18 protein-coding genes are annotated in these 17,080 nt (G+C 63.0%); 11 read left to right on the top strand and 7 right to left on the bottom strand.

Going from position 1 to position 17,080, the window contains the following annotated elements; translation table 11 throughout:
• Position 1: 1 nt before the first annotated feature.
• On the bottom strand, positions 2 to 628 hold the full coding sequence (locus AB4Y31_RS26960) for a precorrin-8X methylmutase (RefSeq protein WP_018441002.1): 627 nt from the start codon (positions 626 to 628) through the stop codon (positions 2 to 4).
• Positions 621 to 2,156, bottom strand: coding sequence for a precorrin-3B synthase (cobG, locus tag AB4Y31_RS26965; RefSeq protein WP_368676684.1), 1,536 nt, complete (start codon positions 2,154 to 2,156; stop codon positions 621 to 623). The genes AB4Y31_RS26960 and cobG overlap by 8 nt, the downstream gene beginning before the upstream one ends.
• 146 nt (positions 2,157 to 2,302) lie before the next feature.
• Here cobG and cbiE point away from each other — a divergent pair, with 146 nt between their 5' ends.
• The 4 genes from cbiE to cobM are packed head-to-tail and all read left to right on the top strand — an operon-like array spanning position 2,303 to position 6,169.
• Positions 2,303 to 3,544, top strand: a complete 1,242-nt coding sequence (gene cbiE / locus AB4Y31_RS26970) for a precorrin-6y C5,15-methyltransferase (decarboxylating) subunit CbiE (RefSeq protein ID WP_368676685.1) — start codon at positions 2,303 to 2,305, stop codon at positions 3,542 to 3,544.
• Positions 3,544 to 4,647 carry a cobalt-precorrin-5B (C(1))-methyltransferase gene (locus AB4Y31_RS26975; protein ID WP_368676811.1) on the top strand — a complete coding sequence of 368 codons (1,104 nt, stop codon included), beginning with the start codon at positions 3,544 to 3,546 and terminating at the stop codon, positions 4,645 to 4,647. Before cbiE ends, AB4Y31_RS26975 begins: the two co-directional genes overlap by 1 nt.
• Positions 4,644 to 5,411: a cobalt-precorrin-6A reductase gene (locus tag AB4Y31_RS26980; protein WP_368676686.1), complete on the top strand. Its 768-nt coding sequence runs from the start codon at positions 4,644 to 4,646 to the stop codon at positions 5,409 to 5,411. The genes AB4Y31_RS26975 and AB4Y31_RS26980 overlap by 4 nt, the downstream gene beginning before the upstream one ends.
• Positions 5,412 to 5,422: 11 nt before the next feature.
• Positions 5,423 to 6,169: a precorrin-4 C(11)-methyltransferase gene (gene cobM / locus AB4Y31_RS26985; RefSeq protein ID WP_368676687.1), complete on the top strand. Its 747-nt coding sequence runs from the start codon at positions 5,423 to 5,425 to the stop codon at positions 6,167 to 6,169.
• An 8-nt stretch (positions 6,170 to 6,177) separates the two neighbouring features.
• Here the strand turns inward: cobM and AB4Y31_RS26990 are convergent, their stop codons facing one another.
• Positions 6,178 to 6,600 (bottom strand): GFA family protein, encoded by a 423-nt coding sequence (locus AB4Y31_RS26990; RefSeq protein WP_368676688.1) that lies wholly within the window; start codon positions 6,598 to 6,600, stop codon positions 6,178 to 6,180.
• Between the two features lie 70 nt (positions 6,601 to 6,670).
• On the opposite strand from AB4Y31_RS26990, the gene AB4Y31_RS26995 reads away from it, so the two are divergent.
• Positions 6,671 to 6,901 (top strand): DUF1127 domain-containing protein, encoded by a 231-nt coding sequence (locus tag AB4Y31_RS26995; RefSeq protein WP_368676812.1) that lies wholly within the window; start codon positions 6,671 to 6,673, stop codon positions 6,899 to 6,901.
• The gene (locus AB4Y31_RS27000) at positions 6,898 to 7,242 is read left to right on the top strand and encodes a helix-turn-helix transcriptional regulator (RefSeq protein ID WP_199189650.1); all 345 of its coding nucleotides are present in this window, start codon (positions 6,898 to 6,900) and stop codon (positions 7,240 to 7,242) included. The genes AB4Y31_RS26995 and AB4Y31_RS27000 overlap by 4 nt, the downstream gene beginning before the upstream one ends.
• A 56-nt stretch (positions 7,243 to 7,298) precedes the next feature.
• Here the strand turns inward: AB4Y31_RS27000 and AB4Y31_RS27005 are convergent, their stop codons facing one another.
• A complete protein-coding gene (locus tag AB4Y31_RS27005; protein ID WP_368676689.1) occupies positions 7,299 to 9,797 on the bottom strand; it encodes a penicillin acylase family protein in 2,499 nt (832 codons plus the stop codon).
• 188 nt (positions 9,798 to 9,985) lie between these two features.
• Between AB4Y31_RS27005 and AB4Y31_RS27010 the strand changes: the two genes are divergently transcribed.
• Genes AB4Y31_RS27010 through AB4Y31_RS27020 form a run of 3 tightly spaced genes read left to right on the top strand, consistent with a single transcriptional unit; the run spans position 9,986 to position 11,723 of the window.
• Positions 9,986 to 10,276: a nucleotidyltransferase family protein gene (locus AB4Y31_RS27010; RefSeq protein ID WP_368676690.1), complete on the top strand. Its 291-nt coding sequence runs from the start codon at positions 9,986 to 9,988 to the stop codon at positions 10,274 to 10,276.
• Complete coding sequence (locus AB4Y31_RS27015) at positions 10,273 to 10,692, top strand: DUF86 domain-containing protein (RefSeq protein WP_368676691.1); 420 nt, start codon at positions 10,273 to 10,275, stop codon at positions 10,690 to 10,692. Before AB4Y31_RS27010 ends, AB4Y31_RS27015 begins: the two co-directional genes overlap by 4 nt.
• A 26-nt stretch (positions 10,693 to 10,718) precedes the next feature.
• Positions 10,719 to 11,723 (top strand): isoaspartyl peptidase/L-asparaginase family protein, encoded by a 1,005-nt coding sequence (locus tag AB4Y31_RS27020; RefSeq protein ID WP_368676692.1) that lies wholly within the window; start codon positions 10,719 to 10,721, stop codon positions 11,721 to 11,723.
• Between the two features lie 30 nt (positions 11,724 to 11,753).
• Here AB4Y31_RS27020 and AB4Y31_RS27025 read toward each other — a convergent pair whose 3' ends face one another.
• The 3 genes from AB4Y31_RS27025 to AB4Y31_RS27035 all read right to left on the bottom strand — a co-directional run bounded on the left by AB4Y31_RS27025 (position 11,754) and on the right by AB4Y31_RS27035 (position 14,441).
• A complete protein-coding gene (locus tag AB4Y31_RS27025) occupies positions 11,754 to 12,305 on the bottom strand; it encodes a hypothetical protein (RefSeq protein WP_368676693.1) in 552 nt (183 codons plus the stop codon).
• 3 nt (positions 12,306 to 12,308) lie between these two features.
• The gene (locus AB4Y31_RS27030) at positions 12,309 to 13,148 is read right to left on the bottom strand and encodes an SPFH domain-containing protein (protein ID WP_018441015.1); all 840 of its coding nucleotides are present in this window, start codon (positions 13,146 to 13,148) and stop codon (positions 12,309 to 12,311) included.
• Between the two features lie 219 nt (positions 13,149 to 13,367).
• Positions 13,368 to 14,441, bottom strand: a complete 1,074-nt coding sequence (locus tag AB4Y31_RS27035) for a LacI family DNA-binding transcriptional regulator (protein ID WP_368676694.1) — start codon at positions 14,439 to 14,441, stop codon at positions 13,368 to 13,370.
• 362 nt (positions 14,442 to 14,803) lie between these two features.
• Here AB4Y31_RS27035 and AB4Y31_RS27040 point away from each other — a divergent pair, with 362 nt between their 5' ends.
• Positions 14,804 to 16,111, top strand: a complete 1,308-nt coding sequence (locus AB4Y31_RS27040; RefSeq protein WP_368676695.1) for an extracellular solute-binding protein — start codon at positions 14,804 to 14,806, stop codon at positions 16,109 to 16,111.
• Between the two features lie 50 nt (positions 16,112 to 16,161).
• The gene (locus tag AB4Y31_RS27045) at positions 16,162 to 17,079 is read left to right on the top strand and encodes a carbohydrate ABC transporter permease (RefSeq protein ID WP_368676696.1); all 918 of its coding nucleotides are present in this window, start codon (positions 16,162 to 16,164) and stop codon (positions 17,077 to 17,079) included.
• The last annotated feature ends 1 nt before the right edge of the window (position 17,080 follow it).

The following is a 17,080-nucleotide window of genomic DNA, read 5'->3' on the forward strand; positions in this document are numbered from 1 at the left end:
TTCATTCTTTCTCTGTGGCGAGTGCATTGACGGCGGCTGCAGCCATCGCGCTGCCGCCTCGCCGGCCATCGACGACGACGAACGGCACGTCGAAGCTGCCGCTCGCGAGCATCGCCTTGGACTCAGCCGCGCCGATGAATCCGACGGGAAAGCCGAGGATGAGCGCAGGCCGGGGCGCCCCGTCGGCCAGCATTTCGAGCAAATGGAAAAGCGCGGTCGGCGCGTTGCCGATGGCGACGACGCTTGAATCGAGGTACGGTCGCCAAAGCTCGACCGCCGCTGCCGAGCGCGTGTTGCCTAGCTCGCGAGCGCGTTCGGGGACGCTCGGCTCTCCTAGCGTGCAGATGACACGATTACCGGCAGACAGCCGCGCCCGGGTGATACCGTCGGCGACCATACGGGAGTCGCAGAGAATGGGCGCACCACTCGCGAGCGCGCGTCGGCCAGCTTCACCGGCCCCGGCTGAAAAGCGCAGGTCGTCGACGATGTCGGTCATCCCGCAGGCATGGATGACACGTACCGCGAGCTTCTCGAGATCGGCCGGAATTCGGGAGAGATCGGCTTCGGCGCGAATCGTCGCGAAAGATTCACGGTAGATGGCCTGGCCGTCGCGGACGTAGTCAAGCATAAGTTTGGCTCCGGGCCGCCGCCTCGCCGAGCAGGCGGGCGGCTTGTTCGATGGTCAGGCGAGCGGCAATGCGCTCGCCGAATCGCTGTGAGGCAACGTCTTTCTCTTGGGGCTCAGCGATTGCAGCGACCTGACCGATGCAATTGTCGCTGCACTCCGACGCGTGATCCGATGCGGTGGTTTTCCGATCCGATACGGCGGATTGCCGATAAAGGTCATAGCAGCCCGGCTCGACGGCGAGAAGCGTGTAGGGCATGCAATGAGCGGCTGCGCACGAGCGCATGCAGCCGCTCAGATGGACTTCGACACCCACCGGCAACCGCCGTGCGAGCACAGTCGCATCCGCTTTGGTATCGGCAACACCCTTGGCGCAACCAGCCGAGCCCGCGCACGCGACTAATCGCGCGAACGGCTCCCTGGCATCGCGAACAAGACCTAGCGCATCGAGGCCCGCTTCGACGCTTGGTATTGAGGACTCCCTAACATCGGTCAGCAGCACGCTTTGCCACGGTGTCACCGTCAGTAAACCATTGCCATGCCCCAGCGCGAGTTGCGCGAGGCCGCGCAGTGTCGAGCTATCGATGCGGCCGAGCGGCGGTTGGCCGCCGACATGCCACAAGCCGATATCCCGCTGCCTATGCGCACCGAATCGCAATGTCGGATCCGCATTCGCCCGGCGCCATGCCTCAACATCGGCTCCACGTCGCAGCGGGAAATCGAGGCGAGCCGTAATGCGCTCAAGGACCGCTTCCTCGCCGTATGCCGCGAGCAAGTGACGCATCCGTGTATCGTCAGCGCGGGCGAGATCGAGGAACGTGTCGAGCGAGGCGCGCACGAATGCGGCTGCGTTTTCGTGCCTGACCGCGGCGAGCGCGCAGGGGTACGCAGAGGACGGACTGCCTGCGAGACCAAATGCGAACCAACCGTCGTCGCCTTGAGGCGGCATCGCCGACAGCCAGATGTCGTGAGGATGATCGATCACCGCGAGGCGTTCGCCGCCGTCGAGTAGCAACGCGAATTTCGGCGAGAGCGCGGAGAACCGGGGTTCGTTTTGCAGCAGTGCGAGAATCTCTTCGGCAAGCGGCCTCGTATCGCATAACGCCTGCATGTCGCGGCCGGCGGCCGGGCTGATCATCAAATTGCGCACGTCGTCGGTTGCGGCCGCCCGCGCTCGCTGAGCGGCGGGCTCAGCGGCCTCAGCGGCCGCCGCGCTCGGCGACGATGGCGGCGCCGCCATCGGATCGAACGGCGTCTGCGGCGGCCCGAGCCTGGCCTGCATCAGTCGCTGGATCAATGCAGTTTCGTGGCCCGCGCGCACGCCGCGCAGTTGCAAATTGGCTCGATTCGTCAGCTCTATGACGCCCGAGGCATGATGATCGATTGCCTCGGCCATGGCGAGCGCCTGCTCGGCGCGCAATTGGCCGCCGGGCAGCTTGATGCGGCACAGGCCGCCGTCGCGCGCGGCGACGATGCGCGAAAGCGATGGACAGGCCGAGGGCCGAAGCGAGGAAGACGGATCGTGGCTCAAGGCTCGACGGAGTTAGGCATCGCGGCGGTAAGGAGCACCGGCGAAGCGGTATTATGCCGCTTTTCGTAGCGTCCACGAAGCCGCGCACTGGCCCGCGGCGAGGGGTTGGACGTTCTAGCAAGCGGAGATCGATGGAAGGTGATGCCATGCCGGCTTGGCTGACGGTGGTAGGAATTGGCGAAGACGGATTTGCCGGTCTTGGGCGGGCCGCACGGCGCGCGCTCATCGACGCCTCGATCATCATCGGCGGCGATCGTCATCTGGCTTTGCTGCCGGGCCGCATCCGCGCGCGGCGCGAGCCGTGGCCGAGGCCGTTCGACGTCGCTCATGTTCTCGCGCATCGAGGCGAGCCGGTCTGCGTTCTGGCAAGCGGCGACCCGATGTGGTTCGGCGTCGGCGCGACGCTGGCGCGCGAGGTACCGGCTGATGAGTGGCGCGTGCTGCCCGCGCCGTCATCATTGTCTCTCGCCGCTTCGCGGCTTGGCTGGGCGCTGCACGAGGTCGCCGTGGTGTCGCTCGTCGGTCGTTCGCTCGCTACGCTCAATCGCCATCTTTATGACGGCGCCCGCGTTCTCGTTTTGAGCGGCAATGGCGAAACACCCGCTGCGATCGCGGCATCGCTGCGCGAGCGAGGATTCGGCGCAACGAAAATGACTGTGCTCGAACACCTCGGCGGTGAGCGAGAGCGGCGCATCCAAACGAGCGCGAACGCCTGGCCGGGCGCCGAGGTTGCCGCCTTGAACGTCGTCGCGCTCGAGTGTCGAGCGCAAGGCGGCTTCTCGTGGCCGCTGACCTTCGGACTGCCCGACGAGGCTTTCGTCAGCGACGGCCAACTCACCAAACGCGACGTTCGCGCCGTCACGCTCTCGCGTCTTGCGCCGCGGCCGGGAGAACTGCTGTGGGATGTTGGCGCGGGTTGCGGTTCGGTCGGTATCGAATGGATGCGCGCCCATCCGGCCTGCCGTGCCATCGCGATTGAAGCGAATCGAGAGCGGCAGCGCTTTATCGAGCTCAACCGTGACGCACTCGGCGTGCCGGGCCTGCAACTGATCGCGGGGCGCGCGCCCGAGGCGTTGAAAGACTTGCCGATGCCCGACGCGATCTTCATCGGCGGCGGCGCGACGGTCCCGGGCGTGCTCGAAAGATGCTGGGCGCGCTTGCGCCCCGGCGGTCGGCTTGTCGCCAATGCGGTGACGTTGCAGGGCGAAGCGGCGCTCATGGCCTGGCGCGATCGATGCGGCGGCACGCTCACACGCATTGCGCTCGGCGTTGCCGAGCCGCTCGGCGGATTCGATACGTGGCGGCAGGCGTTGCCGATCACGATACTCGAAGCAGCGAAGCCTCGTGACGACGAAGCTCGCCTGGGCGCGGATGACGGTGATCGATGATGCGCGAGGAAACGCCCGAAACGAAGCGGCCGTTGCGCAGCGGCTATACCACCGGAAGCTGTGCGACGGCGACGTCGCTTGCGGCGGCGCGGCTGTTGCTCGGCGGCATCGCCAGCGATGTTGCGGAAATCGTATTGCCGAAGGGACAGCATGTTCCGATGCAGCTCGTCTATTGCCGCTTCGTGAACGGCTATGACGGCACGCTCGGTACGGAGGCAGGTACGGTCAAGGACGCGGGCGACGATCCCGATGTCACGCATGGCGCTGTCGTATTCGCGCGCGTACGGCTGAGCGCCGATCCGGGCGTACGCTTTCACGCGGGCGCAGGTGTCGGCATCGTGACGCGCGCTGGTCTCGTCGTACCGGTCGGCGAACCGGCGATCAATCCGGTGCCGCGCCAGATGATGCGCGAGCACCTTGCCCAACTGGCCGCCGAATACGGTTACGAAGGCGGATTCGAAGTCGAAATCGGCGTCGAGGGCGGCGAAGCGCTCGCGCTGAAGACAATGAATCCGCGCCTCGGCATCGTCGGCGGGTTGTCGATTCTCGGTACGACCGGCATCGTTCGGCCGTTTTCGTGCTCGGCCTATATTGCGTCGATTCATCAGGGCATCGACGTGGCGCGCGCAAACGGCTATCGGCATGTCGCCGCCTGTACGGGCAACGCGAGCGAGGACGCTATGCGCGCGCGTTACGGGCTGCCCGAGATCGCCCTGATCGAAATGGGCGACTTCGCCGGCGCCGTTCTCAAACACTTGCGTCGCGCGCCCGTCGAACGTCTCAGCATTTGCGGCGGGTTCGGCAAGCTGAGCAAGCTTGCCGCTGGCCACCTCGATCTGCATAGCAGCCGATCGAGCATCGATCTGAAACTGCTGGCTCGGTGGGCAGGCGATCACGGCGCTGACGCTGCGCTGCAGGCCGCGATCCGCGCGGCGAATACGAGCCAGCAGGCGCTCGTTCTCGCCAAGGAGCAGGACGTACCGCTTGGCGACGTCGTTTGCCGGCATGCGCTCGAGGTCGCGCGTCACGTCGCGCCACCGGAAGTCGCCGTCGAAACGTTCGCGATCGATCGCCAAGGCAATTTTGTCGGGGAAGCACGATGACGCGAATCTTGCTGCTCGGTGGTACCGGTGACGCGCTGCGGATCGCACGTGGGCTGCGTCCAGAGCATGTCTATAGTCTCGCGGGGCTCGGGAAACTGCCGCACGAACCCGCATGTGTGATACGTGTCGGCGGTTTTGGCGGAAGCGTGGGACTCGCGCGATATGTCGACGCCGAACGCATCAGCCTCATCGTCGACGCAACGCATCCCTACGCCGCAAGAATCAGCGCCAATGCATTCGCTGCTAGTCGCGCCACGGGTGTGCCGTATTGGGCACTGCATCGTCCCGCCTGGCAACCGCGGACAGGTGACGATTGGCGCCTGGTCGATGACTGGAGCGATCTCGTGACCGCGCTATCCGGCTTCGCTCGGCCGCTCTTCACGCTGGGACGCGAGCCGCTCTCGCACCTCGATGAAATCCCTGGCCATCAATACTGGACGGTGCGATGTCTCGATGCGCACGCTGGCAATGAGCGCAGCCTTGTGATCGGCGCGCGCGGACCATTCACGGTCGAAGGCGAGCGCGCACTTTTCGACGCATGCGGAACCGACGTGGTCGTCAGCAAGAATAGCGGCGGCAAGGCGACGGAAGCGAAGCTCGACGTCGCGCGCGAGCGCGGCATGCCGGTGATCATGCTGCGCCGTCCCTCGCTGCCGGAGGGCGATCGCACGTTCGAGGAAGTTTCGGCACTGATGAGTGCGCTTGACCAGCTCGGTGTGATGTCGGGCGAGATCGGCACTAGTGCAGTCAGAGCCGCCCCATAACGGAGTACAGGATGACAGTGTTTTTTATCGGCGCCGGACCCGGCGATCCCGAGCTCATTACCGTGAAGGGGCAACGGCTCGTGCGGACTTGTCCCGTCATTCTTTTTGCAGGGTCGCTCGTTCCTCCCGCGGTGCTCGAGGGCAACGTCGCCGAGCGCGTGGTGAATACGGCAGAACTCGATCTCGATGAAATCGTCGCATTGATCGTCGAAGCGCATCGCAAAGGGCAGGACGTCGCGCGCTTACATTCCGGAGACCCGTCGCTTTATGGAGCGATCGGCGAACAGATTCGCCGCATCCGCTTATTTGGCATTCCTTACGAAGTCGTGCCCGGCGTCACGGCGACGGCCGCCTGTGCCGCCGCGCTCGGTTGCGAGCTGACTTTGCCCGATGTCTCGCAAACGCTTATTCTGACGCGCTTCGCAACCAAGACGGCAATGCCGGAGGGCGAACGGCTCGGCGATCTCGCACGCCACGGCGCGACGATGGCGATTCATCTCGGCGTGCGGCACCTCGCACGCATCGTAGAGGAGATCCGCCCGCATTACGGCGACGATTGTCCTATTGCCGTTATCTATCGTGCCAGTTGGCCCGATGAGGAGCGTGTCCTCGGAACAGTGGCCGATATCGTCGACAAGGTCCGGCAGACCGACATCGAACGGACGGCGCTGATCCTCGTCGGCCATGTGCTCGCGGCCGAAGGGTTCGCCGATTCATCGCTCTATGCGAAGGCGAGCCGCGAGGCAGAGCCGCGCTGAAGAACGCCTCATTCGCAGCTTTGCCGGCCGGCGATTTGCGGCAAGCCATCCGCGATTTCGTAATAGTCGCCCTTTTTCGCAACGCACATGTGCCGCGTGAGCCGTAGCCCGGTCGGCTCATCGATCGTCCCCGCCGCGATCGCAATCCGCCGCTTGTCGCTGCTTTCCGAAAACAACTGCGCGCCGCATCGAGAGCAGAAGCCTCGTCGTGCAACAGGCGAGGAGCGGTACCAACGCAGCTTGCCCGTGCCGACTATCTCGATGTCGGCCGAATCGCATTCGGTATAGGCCGCGAAGTGGCTGTGCAGGCGGCGGCAGAGCGGGCAGTGGCAAGCGATGACATCGCGCAACTCGCCGCGAACCGTGTATCGCACTGAGCCGCAAAGACAGCCTCCCGTGGCTCGAATCGGTCTTTCCGTGACCTCTGGCATGCAGGTTCTCCTTGCATTCGTCGATGATTGGACTATAGTTCTGGAACTATCGTTCAATCAAGGTTCGATCATGTTTGACTGGGTCCGTGACATTTTCGATAATCTGGCCGCGGAGCGTCGGCGTCGCGCAAACTTGCGATTGTTCGGCAGCTTGAGCGACGACGTTTTGCGCGACATAGGGCTTGAGCCCGGTCGGGTCGAAGCAGGGTTCACCTCGCTTCGGTCCCGGCCTCGGTCTCGGCCTCGGCGGGGCAATGACACCGTTCGTTCTCGCCAGGCTACGCGGCTTCTCCGTGGTTGAACGATGGAACCCTTGCCAAATTGACGGATATCGCCTTCGACGTCGCCGCGCGGTGCATGGCCGAGCTCGGTCATCCGCACCGCTTACAGATCTTCCAGCTTCTTGTGAAAGCGGGAGAGGGCGGCCTTGCGGTGGGCGAGATTCAAAAGCAGGTCGGCATTCCGAAGTCGACGCTTGCGCATCACATTGCTCAGCTCGTCGCGACAGGACTCATGACGCAGGAGCGTCAGGGCAGGATACAGCGATGCCGAATTGCGCCCGAGCGGGCACGCGCGCTCGTGACGTTTTTCGTCAACGATTGTTGCGAGGGGCTGCCGGGGATCGAGGGGTTGTTCGATTGATCCCGGCGAGTTCGGCGATCATGAGTCAACCGGAAGACGTGCCGAGGAAAGAAGGCTCAGTTTGACGACGAGCCTGGCATCAGCACGAGTCGATGCACGGCCGGACCAGGCAAGAACGGGCTCGCATTGCCGTGCACCCAGTTCGCGTGGCCCGCGAGAAAATAGGGCGACGCCGGATTCCCCGATTCGCCCCCCGGCATTTCGAAGATCGCTTGCGCTTCATGCCCCGGGGAGATCACCATGCGCTCCGAGGCACCAAACGAGGGTGACTGGATTCGCGGCATGTTGATGTCGCCCGGCAGTGGATCGCGCGGCGCTTCCAGACGGGACTCGAGTACCGGAACCCACGATGGAATCATCCGGGCGAACGGGTGCTTGATCGATGCGCGATTGCGATCGCCCCAGCGCGCCTCGTCGAGCGTCGTGCCGTTTTGCGTCACTGACTCGATGGCTCGATCGATGCGGTCGAGCGCGAACGCATGCCAGCCGTCGAAACGCGACGGCACCCAGGCTCGATGCTGGGCAAGCGCCTCCATGACGGCGAGCGAGCGCGAGGTGGCGTGGCGATAGTTGAGATCGGGCTGCGTCTTTGCCAGCTCCGCATCGAGGCCGCCGAACCACGCCTCGTAGAATGCGGAGTAAAGCGCGCGCACCAACGTGTAGCCGACCGCATCGGCGTCCGCGCGACCGTTCCATTGTTCGATGAGACGCCGGAATTTCGCACGCTGCGGATGCCCCTCGAGCGCGGCTTCGTCGAGCGTTTCGAGCGCAAGCTTCCGCCACGGCTCGATCCAAAGCGCGCGATCGTCCGTTTGCAGCGCGAGCATGTCACGCTCGCTAAAACGATCGCGCGCGAAGAGCGCATCGCGAATTTGCGTGGCACGCGCACCGACATCGCTGCCGCTGTCGCCGATTTTCGACTGCTCTACTCCGGCGAGCTGTCGGTTGTTCGCCGTCCATATCCGTCCACCCGGAGGGCCGACGAGTCGGGGGTATTCGGGCGGGTTCAGATAGCCGTTCCAGCCGCGATATTCGTTGCTTCGCACGGGGAAATCCGTCAACGCCGTCGTCGACGCATGCGTCGCTAGCCGGCGTGGCAGTGGGCCGGCGACGGTCCAGCCGATATTGCCTTGCGCATCGACGACGGTCAGGTTCTGCGTAGGAATGCCGCAACTCGCACCGATCGTCAAAGCGCTGGCGACATCGTCTGCGTCGGCGAGCCGGGCCAATCCGAGGTTGACTGCCCGCGCGTCATGGGCGACCCAACGTATCGCGTAAGTGTGCGCGCCCGTTTTCAGCATCGGCCCCCATTGAGTATCGGCAACGTCGAATTCGACTGGCGCCGCTCCGCTGACGGCGATTCGCTCGCGATGTACCGATGCGCGCGCCCAGTGCCCGTCGGGCGTTCGATAGCGCAGCGGGTCTTGCGGATCGACCTCGAGGTCGACCACGTCGAGGAAATTGCCGTAGCTGTTCGTGAAGCCCCAGGCGATTTTGCCGTTGCTGCCCGCGACGATTGCCGGCGTACCGGGCAGACTCACGCCGGTGATGCGACGGCTCGCGCCCTGAGGATCCTTCATGACAACGGAGAGCCGGTACCAGATGTTAGGAAGCGATAACCCCAGGTGCATATCGTTGGCGAAAATGGCGGCACCGCTCGCGCCGTGCGCCCCATCGACTGCCCAGTTGTTACTCCCGACCATTGCCGCAGGCAGGGCCGCCATGTCTTCTTTTTCAGGTGCGTGTGCATGAACGGGCGCAGAGGCCACCCAATCAGGGGTGGAGGGAGGAACGGGGTAGCTTTCGATGGGGGCTGCGCGGGTCTTGTTAGCGGTGCGGGACGGCACGCGATCGAGCGGCGCATCCCAATGGCTCGACGTCGGCAAGAGGAACGGCAGCAATCGGGCCGGCACGCTCTCGCGCAGTGCCGCGCGCGAGAGCGTGTGCTGCAATTCTTCGTACTGCAGATCGAAGTACATGGCGTAGATCGCGAGCAGCGTGTCTTCCGCGGTCCAAGGTTCGGGGCGGCTTTTCAGCAGCCAATATTCGAATGGCCGTGCACTGAGCGATGCCAAACCATCGTTGACTCCGGCCGTGTACCGATCGAGCAGCAGTCGCGAGTCGTCGTCGAGCGACGCGACGATTGCGTGCGCGCGGGCACGGAAGCGATGGAGTCGATGAACCCGATCGAGATCGAGCGCGGGCGGGCCGACGAGCGCGGCCAGTTCGCCAGCCGCGACGCGTCGCAGCAGGTCCATTTGGAAATACCGATCCTGCCCGTGCACGAAGCCGGTGGCATAGGCGATATCGGCGGTGGTGGTCCCCTCGAGTGTCGGCACACCGAGCTTGTCTCGCTCGATGGTGACTTGCGCCTGCAGGGCGGGCGCGACACGCGTTCCGTCGATGGTGGGCAGACTCGAGTGCACGAGCGCACGTCCGCCAATGGCGGCCGATAGAAGCAGGAGAAACACAATGGCCACCGCGCGAACGACCGCGCGCGGCATGCGCGTTGGCGTATCGAGCGTGGCCAGCGGTCGGTCTGGAGTGGACATCATCGTTCCGCATTTCTCGTTGAGCGTGACCGTTATTATGATTCGTCGGCGTGACATGGCGACGAATTTCGATTGCAACTTCGAGCGCAGGACGCTTTTCGGCGATGCGGTCGAACGCCACATTCAGGAACTCGGCACCTTCGCGACCCCGCAGTGGGGGTTTATAATAAACGCTTCAATCGGAGCTTCTCGTGAAACCATCTATCGCGCTGAACGCACACCGTGCGGAAATTCGCAGGATCGTGGAGGACAACCGCGCGTCGAACGCGCGCGTGTTCGGCTCGGTGCTCCGCGGCGAAGACACGGAAGAAAGCGATCTCGACCTTTTGGTCGAGCCAAGGCCGGGCATGTCGCTGCTCAATGTGGGGATCATTCGGTACAAGTTGGCCGATCTGCTCGGTGTCAAGGTAGACGTTCTGACGCCGAATGCTTTGCCTGACAAGTTCCGGGCACGCGTTCTCGCGGAGGCAAAGCCGGTATGAGCAGCAAAGCGCCCCGCCTTCGCGATTATCTTGGCCATATCGTCGAGGCAATTGACCGAATCGAATCCTACATTGGAAACATGGCGGAAGCCGAATTCAAAGAGAACCAGCTTTTGATCGATGCTGTGATTCGCAATATCGAGATTATCGGCGAAGCAAGCAACCGGATCTATAAGCATCATCGCGAATTCCGCGAGGCTCATCCGGAAGTTGAATGGCGGGGCAGCTATGAAATGCGCAACGTCGTCGCACACGACTACTTCAAGGTGGACCTTGATGTTGTGTGGGAAGCAGTCAAGAATTATCTGCCGGCCATGAAACAGACAGTGCGAGCGCTCCTGTTGGATTTCGACGAAAGCGACGATGACGATGACGATCGCGCGGACCGGCCTGCCGTGCTACCTCCACGCATGTAACGGGAACATCCGGCATCGAAGGAACCATGAATTCAAAAGCCATCGTTGCGATTCACGGTGGTGCGGGCACGATCCTGCGCCAGGACTTGAATGTGGAAACCGAGGCGCACTATCGGGTTGAGTTGAACGCCGTACTCGCCGCGGCGCAGGAAGTCTTGACCAAAGGGGGCAGTGCGCTCGACGCCGTGAGCATCGCGGTGCAAATGCTCGAGGACTGCCCGCTTTTCAACGCGGGATGTGGCTCGGTCTACACCGCTGACGGCAAGCACGAGCTCGACGCCGCGATCATGGATGGCGCGACGCTCGCGGCCGGCGCCGTTTGCGGCGTCACGCGACTGCGCAATCCCGTGATTGCCGCGCGCCGCGTAATGGAAGCGACCGACCATGTGATGCTGGCCGGCGCCGGCGCCGAGGCGTTCGCGATGGCTGAAGGGCTCGAACTGGTCGAGCCAGGCTACTTCGATAGCGAGTTTCGGCTCGCGCAATGGTTGAAGGCCCGGCAAGCCACAGGAGCCGTTCTGGATCACGATTCGGGCGCGTTGATGTTTCGCACGGAGAACGGCAAAGCAGCCGCACGCGCGCCGGAACCGCTTGACCCGGACACGAAGCTCGGCACGGTAGGTGCCGTCGCGCTCGATCGAAACGGCCATCTCGCGGCGGCAACGTCGACGGGCGGCATCACGAACAAGCGGCCCGGGCGTGTCGGCGACAGCCCGATCATCGGCGCCGGCTGCTACGCAAACGATGCGACATGTGCAGTATCGTCGACGGGCACCGGTGAGATGTTCATTCGGCTCGTCGCTGCTTACGACGTCGCGGCTCAAATGGAATATCGCAAAGTGTCGTTGCGCGAGGCCGCGCATGATGTCGTCATGAACCGGCTGCCGCGCATCGCGGGCCGGGGTGGTGTCATCGCCGTCGATGCGCTCGGCAATCTCGCGATGCCGTTCAATACGGAAGGCATGTATCGCGGTTACGCGCGAGTGGGAGAGGCGCCCGTTACCGCGATCTATCGCGAAGAAGCGATGTAACGACGCGGCGACGCGCGCTCGAAACCTCCGTTACTCGATCCGATCGAGCAAAGCCGCTTCCCGCCGTCGCAACGTCTCCTGAATGGCCGCGAGCCCTCGATTCAGTTCGTCGAGATGTTCGAGCAGCCATTCACCGCCGCGTGTATCGAGCGTCGCGTGCAGCAGTTTGCATTGGCCGACCAGCCTCTCGTCGCAATCGGTGAGGGCCTTCAGCGTATCGGCCTCCCGGCGATAGCGTTCAGTCATGCGATCGTTCTCCGGCACGGGCTGCGATTGCAAGCGGCCTCCGATCATGCTGATGCTCGCGGCGAGCCGCTCGAGCTGCTGCGATGCCGCGCTCACGGAGGGATCGGGGAATGGCCTTTCGCGCGACGGTATGCCGCAATTGGCGCGGCGATACTCGGCCGCGGCAAGCTCCACGCTCGTACGGGACATGCCGAGCAGCCAGGCGGCTTTGCTGCGCACAAGCTGATCGTCGGCGCGTAGCTGATTCTCGCGCCGGTAAAAGTTGTAGCCCCATCCGTAGAAGAGATTGATCGCGGTTTGCCGCAGCACGCCGTCGTCGTAAAAGCCCGAGTCCATTTTTCACGCGCCCGTCGGAAGACCAGTGTCACCCGCCAGCGGGTAAACGCCGGCGGCCGAGCCACCGATCTGGAACGGCACGCCCGCCGCGGCGTTCGGCGCGGAAACGAGACCTTTTTCGGCCATTCGCAATGCGAGGTAGTAGCGGACGGCTTCGATCGGCGTGAGACCGATCGCCTGCAGCGAAATCAGCTCGCGCATCCGCTCGTCCTTCGGCACGATCAGCACCTTCACGTCGTTGAGCAAAATGCCGAATGTCCGCAGGAAATCGGAAAGGTGCATCTTCACCGAGTCTCTGATCTCGGTGATGTGCTCGTTGATGCTTTCCATTTTCGTGACCTGAACGATCTGATTGATCGCCTGCTCGATCGCGGGGCCCGCATATTCGGCGACTTCCTGCGTATCGATGAAATTGCCGTTGAACGGCATGTGCGTGATCAAGTCGAGCGCTGCCTCTTTCGAGTCAATGTGAATGTAATAGTCGACCTGATAGGCCATCTCGGCCATTTCGGCGCTCGTGGCAACACCCTGGTTGCGAATGAGCAGCTTCGAGCGGTTCACGTAGATGACTTCGAAGACCCACGGCGACGATCCGCCGAAAAAGCCCTGCGCAATCGAGCCGAGAAGCGGCTTGTCGGGCGTGGTCAGCGCGTATTGGCCCGTCTCGTAGACGTTGAGCACGGCGCCGCGTGACTTCAGCACACAGAAATGATTGCTCTCCACGGTTAAAAGCGATCCCGATACGATACTTTCGTCGGCAATCTTCACCGCCAGTCCCTTGGTCCCCAGCATGTCGGTGCCGTCGCGCTGCAGCGACGTAATTACCTGTCTTGTAATGGCCATGCGATGCTCCGTGTGATCGTTCGTTGACCGACTAAAGGGAAGCGGTTGCCGCCAGGCTTTTCTCGGCGTTCAAAGCATAGGCTGACACCGAAAAATGTCAATTGGTCGAATGTGGGGCGACGAACTTGCCGGGCAAGCAGACATAACGGTCCGGCCGCAGAGTTAGTGCTGCGGATTGACGAGTGACACGATCGACCGGCGGGAGTCGAACGCGAGTTGCTATGTTCGCAATCGAACTTCGCGCGTAGGCTTCGGCTGCCGACCGGTGCGTTTTCTCCGCGCGCTGCTTGCGTGGCTCGTGGATTGGCGGATGAGGAGCTCCGCAGGGAGCGTGATGCGCGCCGCCGCGGCCTCCGTGCCGTTGATGCTCGCAAGCAGCGTGCTGACGGCCGCTCGCGCCATCTGCTGGAATGGCTGACGCACCGTGGTGAGGGCAGGGTGAACCTGGGCCGCCATCGGGATATCGTCGAAGCCGATGACGGAGATATCGTCCGGCACACGCAGGCCGGCCTCGCGCACGGCGGCGATCGCGCCGAACGCGCTGAGATCGTTGGCGGCGAAGATTGCCGTCGGCGGCTCGCGCATTTCGAGCAGGCGCGATGTCGCTTCGAACGCGGTCACTTGCGAGAGATCGCCCTCGGCGACGAGCGCCGGCTCACTGCTCAATCCCTGCCGCTCGAGCGTGTCCTGGTACGCCCTGCGTCTGTCTCTCACGCCTTCGATGGTCTCATCGCCTGAAATGAATGCGATGCGTCGATGTCCGAGGTCGACCAGGTGTTGGACGGCAAGGCAGCCGCCGCCGTAATTGTCCACCGACACGGAGGGAAAATGCGTCAACGAGCCGCGCTGATCGATCAGCACTACCGGAACGTGGGCCGCTGCCAACGCATCGAAATAGGCCGAGTCGCGTGGCAAAATGGCGACGACGCCGTCCGCGAACTGTTGCAGCAAGCCCAGCACGCTTCGATGCGCGTCCCGGTCTTCGTCGAACACTGTATAGACCAGGGTCTCGTAGTGAATGGTGCGAGCGGCCCGACCCACCCCCAGAATCAATTCGCTCACGAACTGGTTGTCCAGCATGGGCGTGATGATTCCGATCACCCCGTTGCGCGCACCTGAAAGCTTCTGAGCACTGCGGTTGACCACGTAGCCGATGTCGGCCGCGATCCTGAGTACGTCGTCGCGTGTTTCACGCGAGACCCCGGGACGATTGTTGAGCGCACGCGACGCCGTCATCTGTGATACGCCCGCGATCTTTGCGACATGCGCGAGGGTGGGAGCTTGCTTCGTCATGACCGATGACTTTTCCAGAGTGTGCTTCCGTCTGCTTTCGTACCGATGGTTGCTGCCGTTGGGGTTCGACGCATGCTTCGACGGTTAGCGAATGGTATCGCTAACGCTCTTCTGCATTGTAACAGCAGCAGTTCGCCGATAGCGATGCTCCATCGCTGATCGCATGGCTCTCGCCTTCCGGCGGGCCGTCGGGGCCGGCCTGTCGGAGCTGCGAGCGCCACGCACCACGGGAGCGACGAGCCGGCCATGTCGCGATCCGCTGGGTAAACCCTCATGGCGCGCAGGGCGCAGCAAACCTACCATCGGCTGAACGTTAGCGGTAACGTTAAAACTCATCGCGAATTGCATGAGAGGAGACGAATATGGACTGGTGGTTTTCCGGCGGCGCACGCGCGTCGGCTCGAGGCGCGGCAGCGCTGCTATGCGCGGTGATGGCAACGTGGGCCGCGGCGGCCTCCGCCCAAAGCCCAAAGACAATCGTCGAGTGGGACCACCAGACCGACGGCAACGGCCCGAAGGTCGTACGCGACGCGGCGGATCGCTTCGAAAAGCAGAACCCCGGCTACAAGGTCGAGGACTCGCATGTGCTGAACGACGCGTACAAGGCCAAGCTCAAGGTGGCGTTCGGCGCGGGGCAGCCGCCGTGCGTATTCGATTCATGGGGCGGCGGGCCCTTGCGCGAGTATGTGAACTCGGGTCAGGTCGTCGACCTTACGCCCTATCTGCGCAAAGATTCCGCATTTCGCGACCGCTTTTTGCCGACGGCGTGGAAGGCGGTCACTTATGACAACAAGGTGTATGGCATTCCGACTGAAAACGTATCGGCGGCCGTCATTTTCTACAACAAGGATTTGTTCAAACAATACGGTTTGACTCCGCCGGCGACATGGGGCGATCTGATGAAAGTCGTCGAGACGCTCAAGTCGCATGGGATCGCCCCCTTTGCGCTCGCGAACAAGAACAAATGGACGGGGTCGATGTACTACATGTACCTCGTGGACCGCCTCGGCGGACCGGAAGTTTTCCGGAAGGCCGTCGATCGAGCACCCGGCGGCAGCTTCGCCGATCCGGTTTTCATCGAGGCGGGCCAATACATTCAGCAACTCGTAAAAGCGGGGGCCTTCGCGCAGGGCTTCAACGGGCTCGATTACGATATCGGCGGATCGCGGCGACTCCTTTATTCCGGTCGTGCGGCAATGGAGTTGATGGGCGGTTGGGAGGCCTCGACGATACGCAAGGAGAATCCCGCGTTCTACAAGAAGCTCGATTTCTTCGCATTCCCGAGCGTCCCTGGCGGCAAAGGCGATCCGCGCGATGTGATCGGTACCGTCGGCGAGAGCTTTACGAGCATTTCGGCGCAGTGCGCAGACCGTGATGCGGCGTTCAAGCTGGTCAAGACGTTGACCGACGACGTATCGATGCAGGAACGCGAGGCCGATGCTCGTATTCCGCCGGTCAAGGATGTCCCGGTCAGGGACCCGTTCCTTCAGCGCCTGCAGGCGCTGGCGTTGCAGGCGCCGAGCGTCCAGCTCTGGTACGACCAGGAGTTGCCGCCGAAACTTGGCGAATTGCACAAGGATACGACGCAAGCGCTGTTCGGATTGTCGCTGACGCCCGAAGCCGCCGCGCAACAGATGGAAGCGGCCGCCAAAGCCGATGCGGGGCGGTAACGACAACATGTGAGCGATATTGCGATGACGCGACGATTCGGGAGAATGACATGAGCGTGGCGATTGCTGTCGAGGCGGCAAAGCCGCGACGCATGCGATCGCAATGGATCGTGATCGGAGTTTTGCTCGCACCGTCGCTCGTGCTGTTATCGGTCTTTCTCCTGTATCCGCTGATGTCGAGTTTTCAGCTTTCGACGCTCGACTGGAACGGGCTCGGCAACAATGCCCGTTTCGTCGCATTCGACAACTGGGTGCGGCTTGCGCACGACGACATCTTCCGAAAGGCGCTCGGGAACAACCTGCTGCTGGCGCTTTTCTCGTTACTGATTCAATTGCCGATCGGACTGGCGCTTGCGGTGTTGCTCGATAAAGCCGGCCGTGGCTCGCGCACGTTGAAAGTGCTGTACTTCCTGCCGTTGCTGATGTCGAGCGTTGCCATCGGAGTACTGTTCAAGAACATCTACGATCCGAACTTCGGCCCGCTGAACGCGGCGTTGCACGCGATGGGGCTCGACGGTCTCGCGAAAGACTGGCTCGGGGACACGCGCTATGCGCTGGCTGCCACGATCGCGGTGATTTGCTGGCAGAACATTCCTTTCTACATGATCTTGTTTCTGGCCGGTCTTTCGTCGTTTCCGTCAGAGATTGGCGAGGCCGCGTGCCTCGATGGCGCGTCGGAATGGACGATTTTCTGGCGAATGAAGCTGCCGCACTTGCAGGGCACGGTCCGGACGGCTGCGCTGCTCTCGATCATCGGCTCCTTGCGCTATTTCGACCTGATCTTCGTGATGACCGGAGGTGGTCCCGAGAGCTCGTCCGAGCTGATGGCGACCTACATGTATCGCACGGTCTTCAGCTCCTTCCAGCTCGGGTATGGCAGCACGATCGCGTCGGCCATGTTCGCCATCGTTGCGCTCGTCGCGGGCGTCGCACTGCGCGCGACGCGTCGCTATGAAACGGAGGTCTGAA

The organism is Trinickia sp. EG282A (assembly GCF_040965455.1).
Classification (GTDB): domain Bacteria; phylum Pseudomonadota; class Gammaproteobacteria; order Burkholderiales; family Burkholderiaceae; genus Trinickia; species Trinickia symbiotica.

Bases quoted from the DNA above. Each gene is read 5' to 3' on its own strand.
- AB4Y31_RS27040 (WP_368676695.1), top strand. From the start codon at position 14,804: ATGGACTGGTGGTTTTCCGGCGGCGCACGCGCGTCGGCTCGAGGCGCG.
- AB4Y31_RS27035 (WP_368676694.1), bottom strand. From the start codon at position 14,441: ATGACGAAGCAAGCTCCCACCCTCGCGCATGTCGCAAAGATCGCGGGC.
- AB4Y31_RS26960 (WP_018441002.1), bottom strand. From the start codon at position 628: ATGCTTGACTACGTCCGCGACGGCCAGGCCATCTACCGTGAATCTTTC.
- AB4Y31_RS26990 (WP_368676688.1), bottom strand. From the start codon at position 6,600: ATGCCAGAGGTCACGGAAAGACCGATTCGAGCCACGGGAGGCTGTCTT.
- AB4Y31_RS27030 (WP_018441015.1), bottom strand. From the start codon at position 13,148: ATGGCCATTACAAGACAGGTAATTACGTCGCTGCAGCGCGACGGCACC.
- cbiE (WP_368676685.1), top strand. From the start codon at position 2,303: ATGCCGGCTTGGCTGACGGTGGTAGGAATTGGCGAAGACGGATTTGCC.
- AB4Y31_RS27045 (WP_368676696.1), top strand. From the start codon at position 16,162: ATGAGCGTGGCGATTGCTGTCGAGGCGGCAAAGCCGCGACGCATGCGA.
- AB4Y31_RS26980 (WP_368676686.1), top strand. From the start codon at position 4,644: ATGACGCGAATCTTGCTGCTCGGTGGTACCGGTGACGCGCTGCGGATC.
- AB4Y31_RS27015 (WP_368676691.1), top strand. From the start codon at position 10,273: ATGAGCAGCAAAGCGCCCCGCCTTCGCGATTATCTTGGCCATATCGTC.
- AB4Y31_RS27005 (WP_368676689.1), bottom strand. From the start codon at position 9,797: ATGATGTCCACTCCAGACCGACCGCTGGCCACGCTCGATACGCCAACG.
- AB4Y31_RS27025 (WP_368676693.1), bottom strand. From the start codon at position 12,305: ATGGACTCGGGCTTTTACGACGACGGCGTGCTGCGGCAAACCGCGATC.
- cobM (WP_368676687.1), top strand. From the start codon at position 5,423: ATGACAGTGTTTTTTATCGGCGCCGGACCCGGCGATCCCGAGCTCATT.
- AB4Y31_RS26995 (WP_368676812.1), top strand. From the start codon at position 6,671: ATGTTTGACTGGGTCCGTGACATTTTCGATAATCTGGCCGCGGAGCGT.
- AB4Y31_RS26975 (WP_368676811.1), top strand. From the start codon at position 3,544: ATGCGCGAGGAAACGCCCGAAACGAAGCGGCCGTTGCGCAGCGGCTAT.
- AB4Y31_RS27020 (WP_368676692.1), top strand. From the start codon at position 10,719: ATGAATTCAAAAGCCATCGTTGCGATTCACGGTGGTGCGGGCACGATC.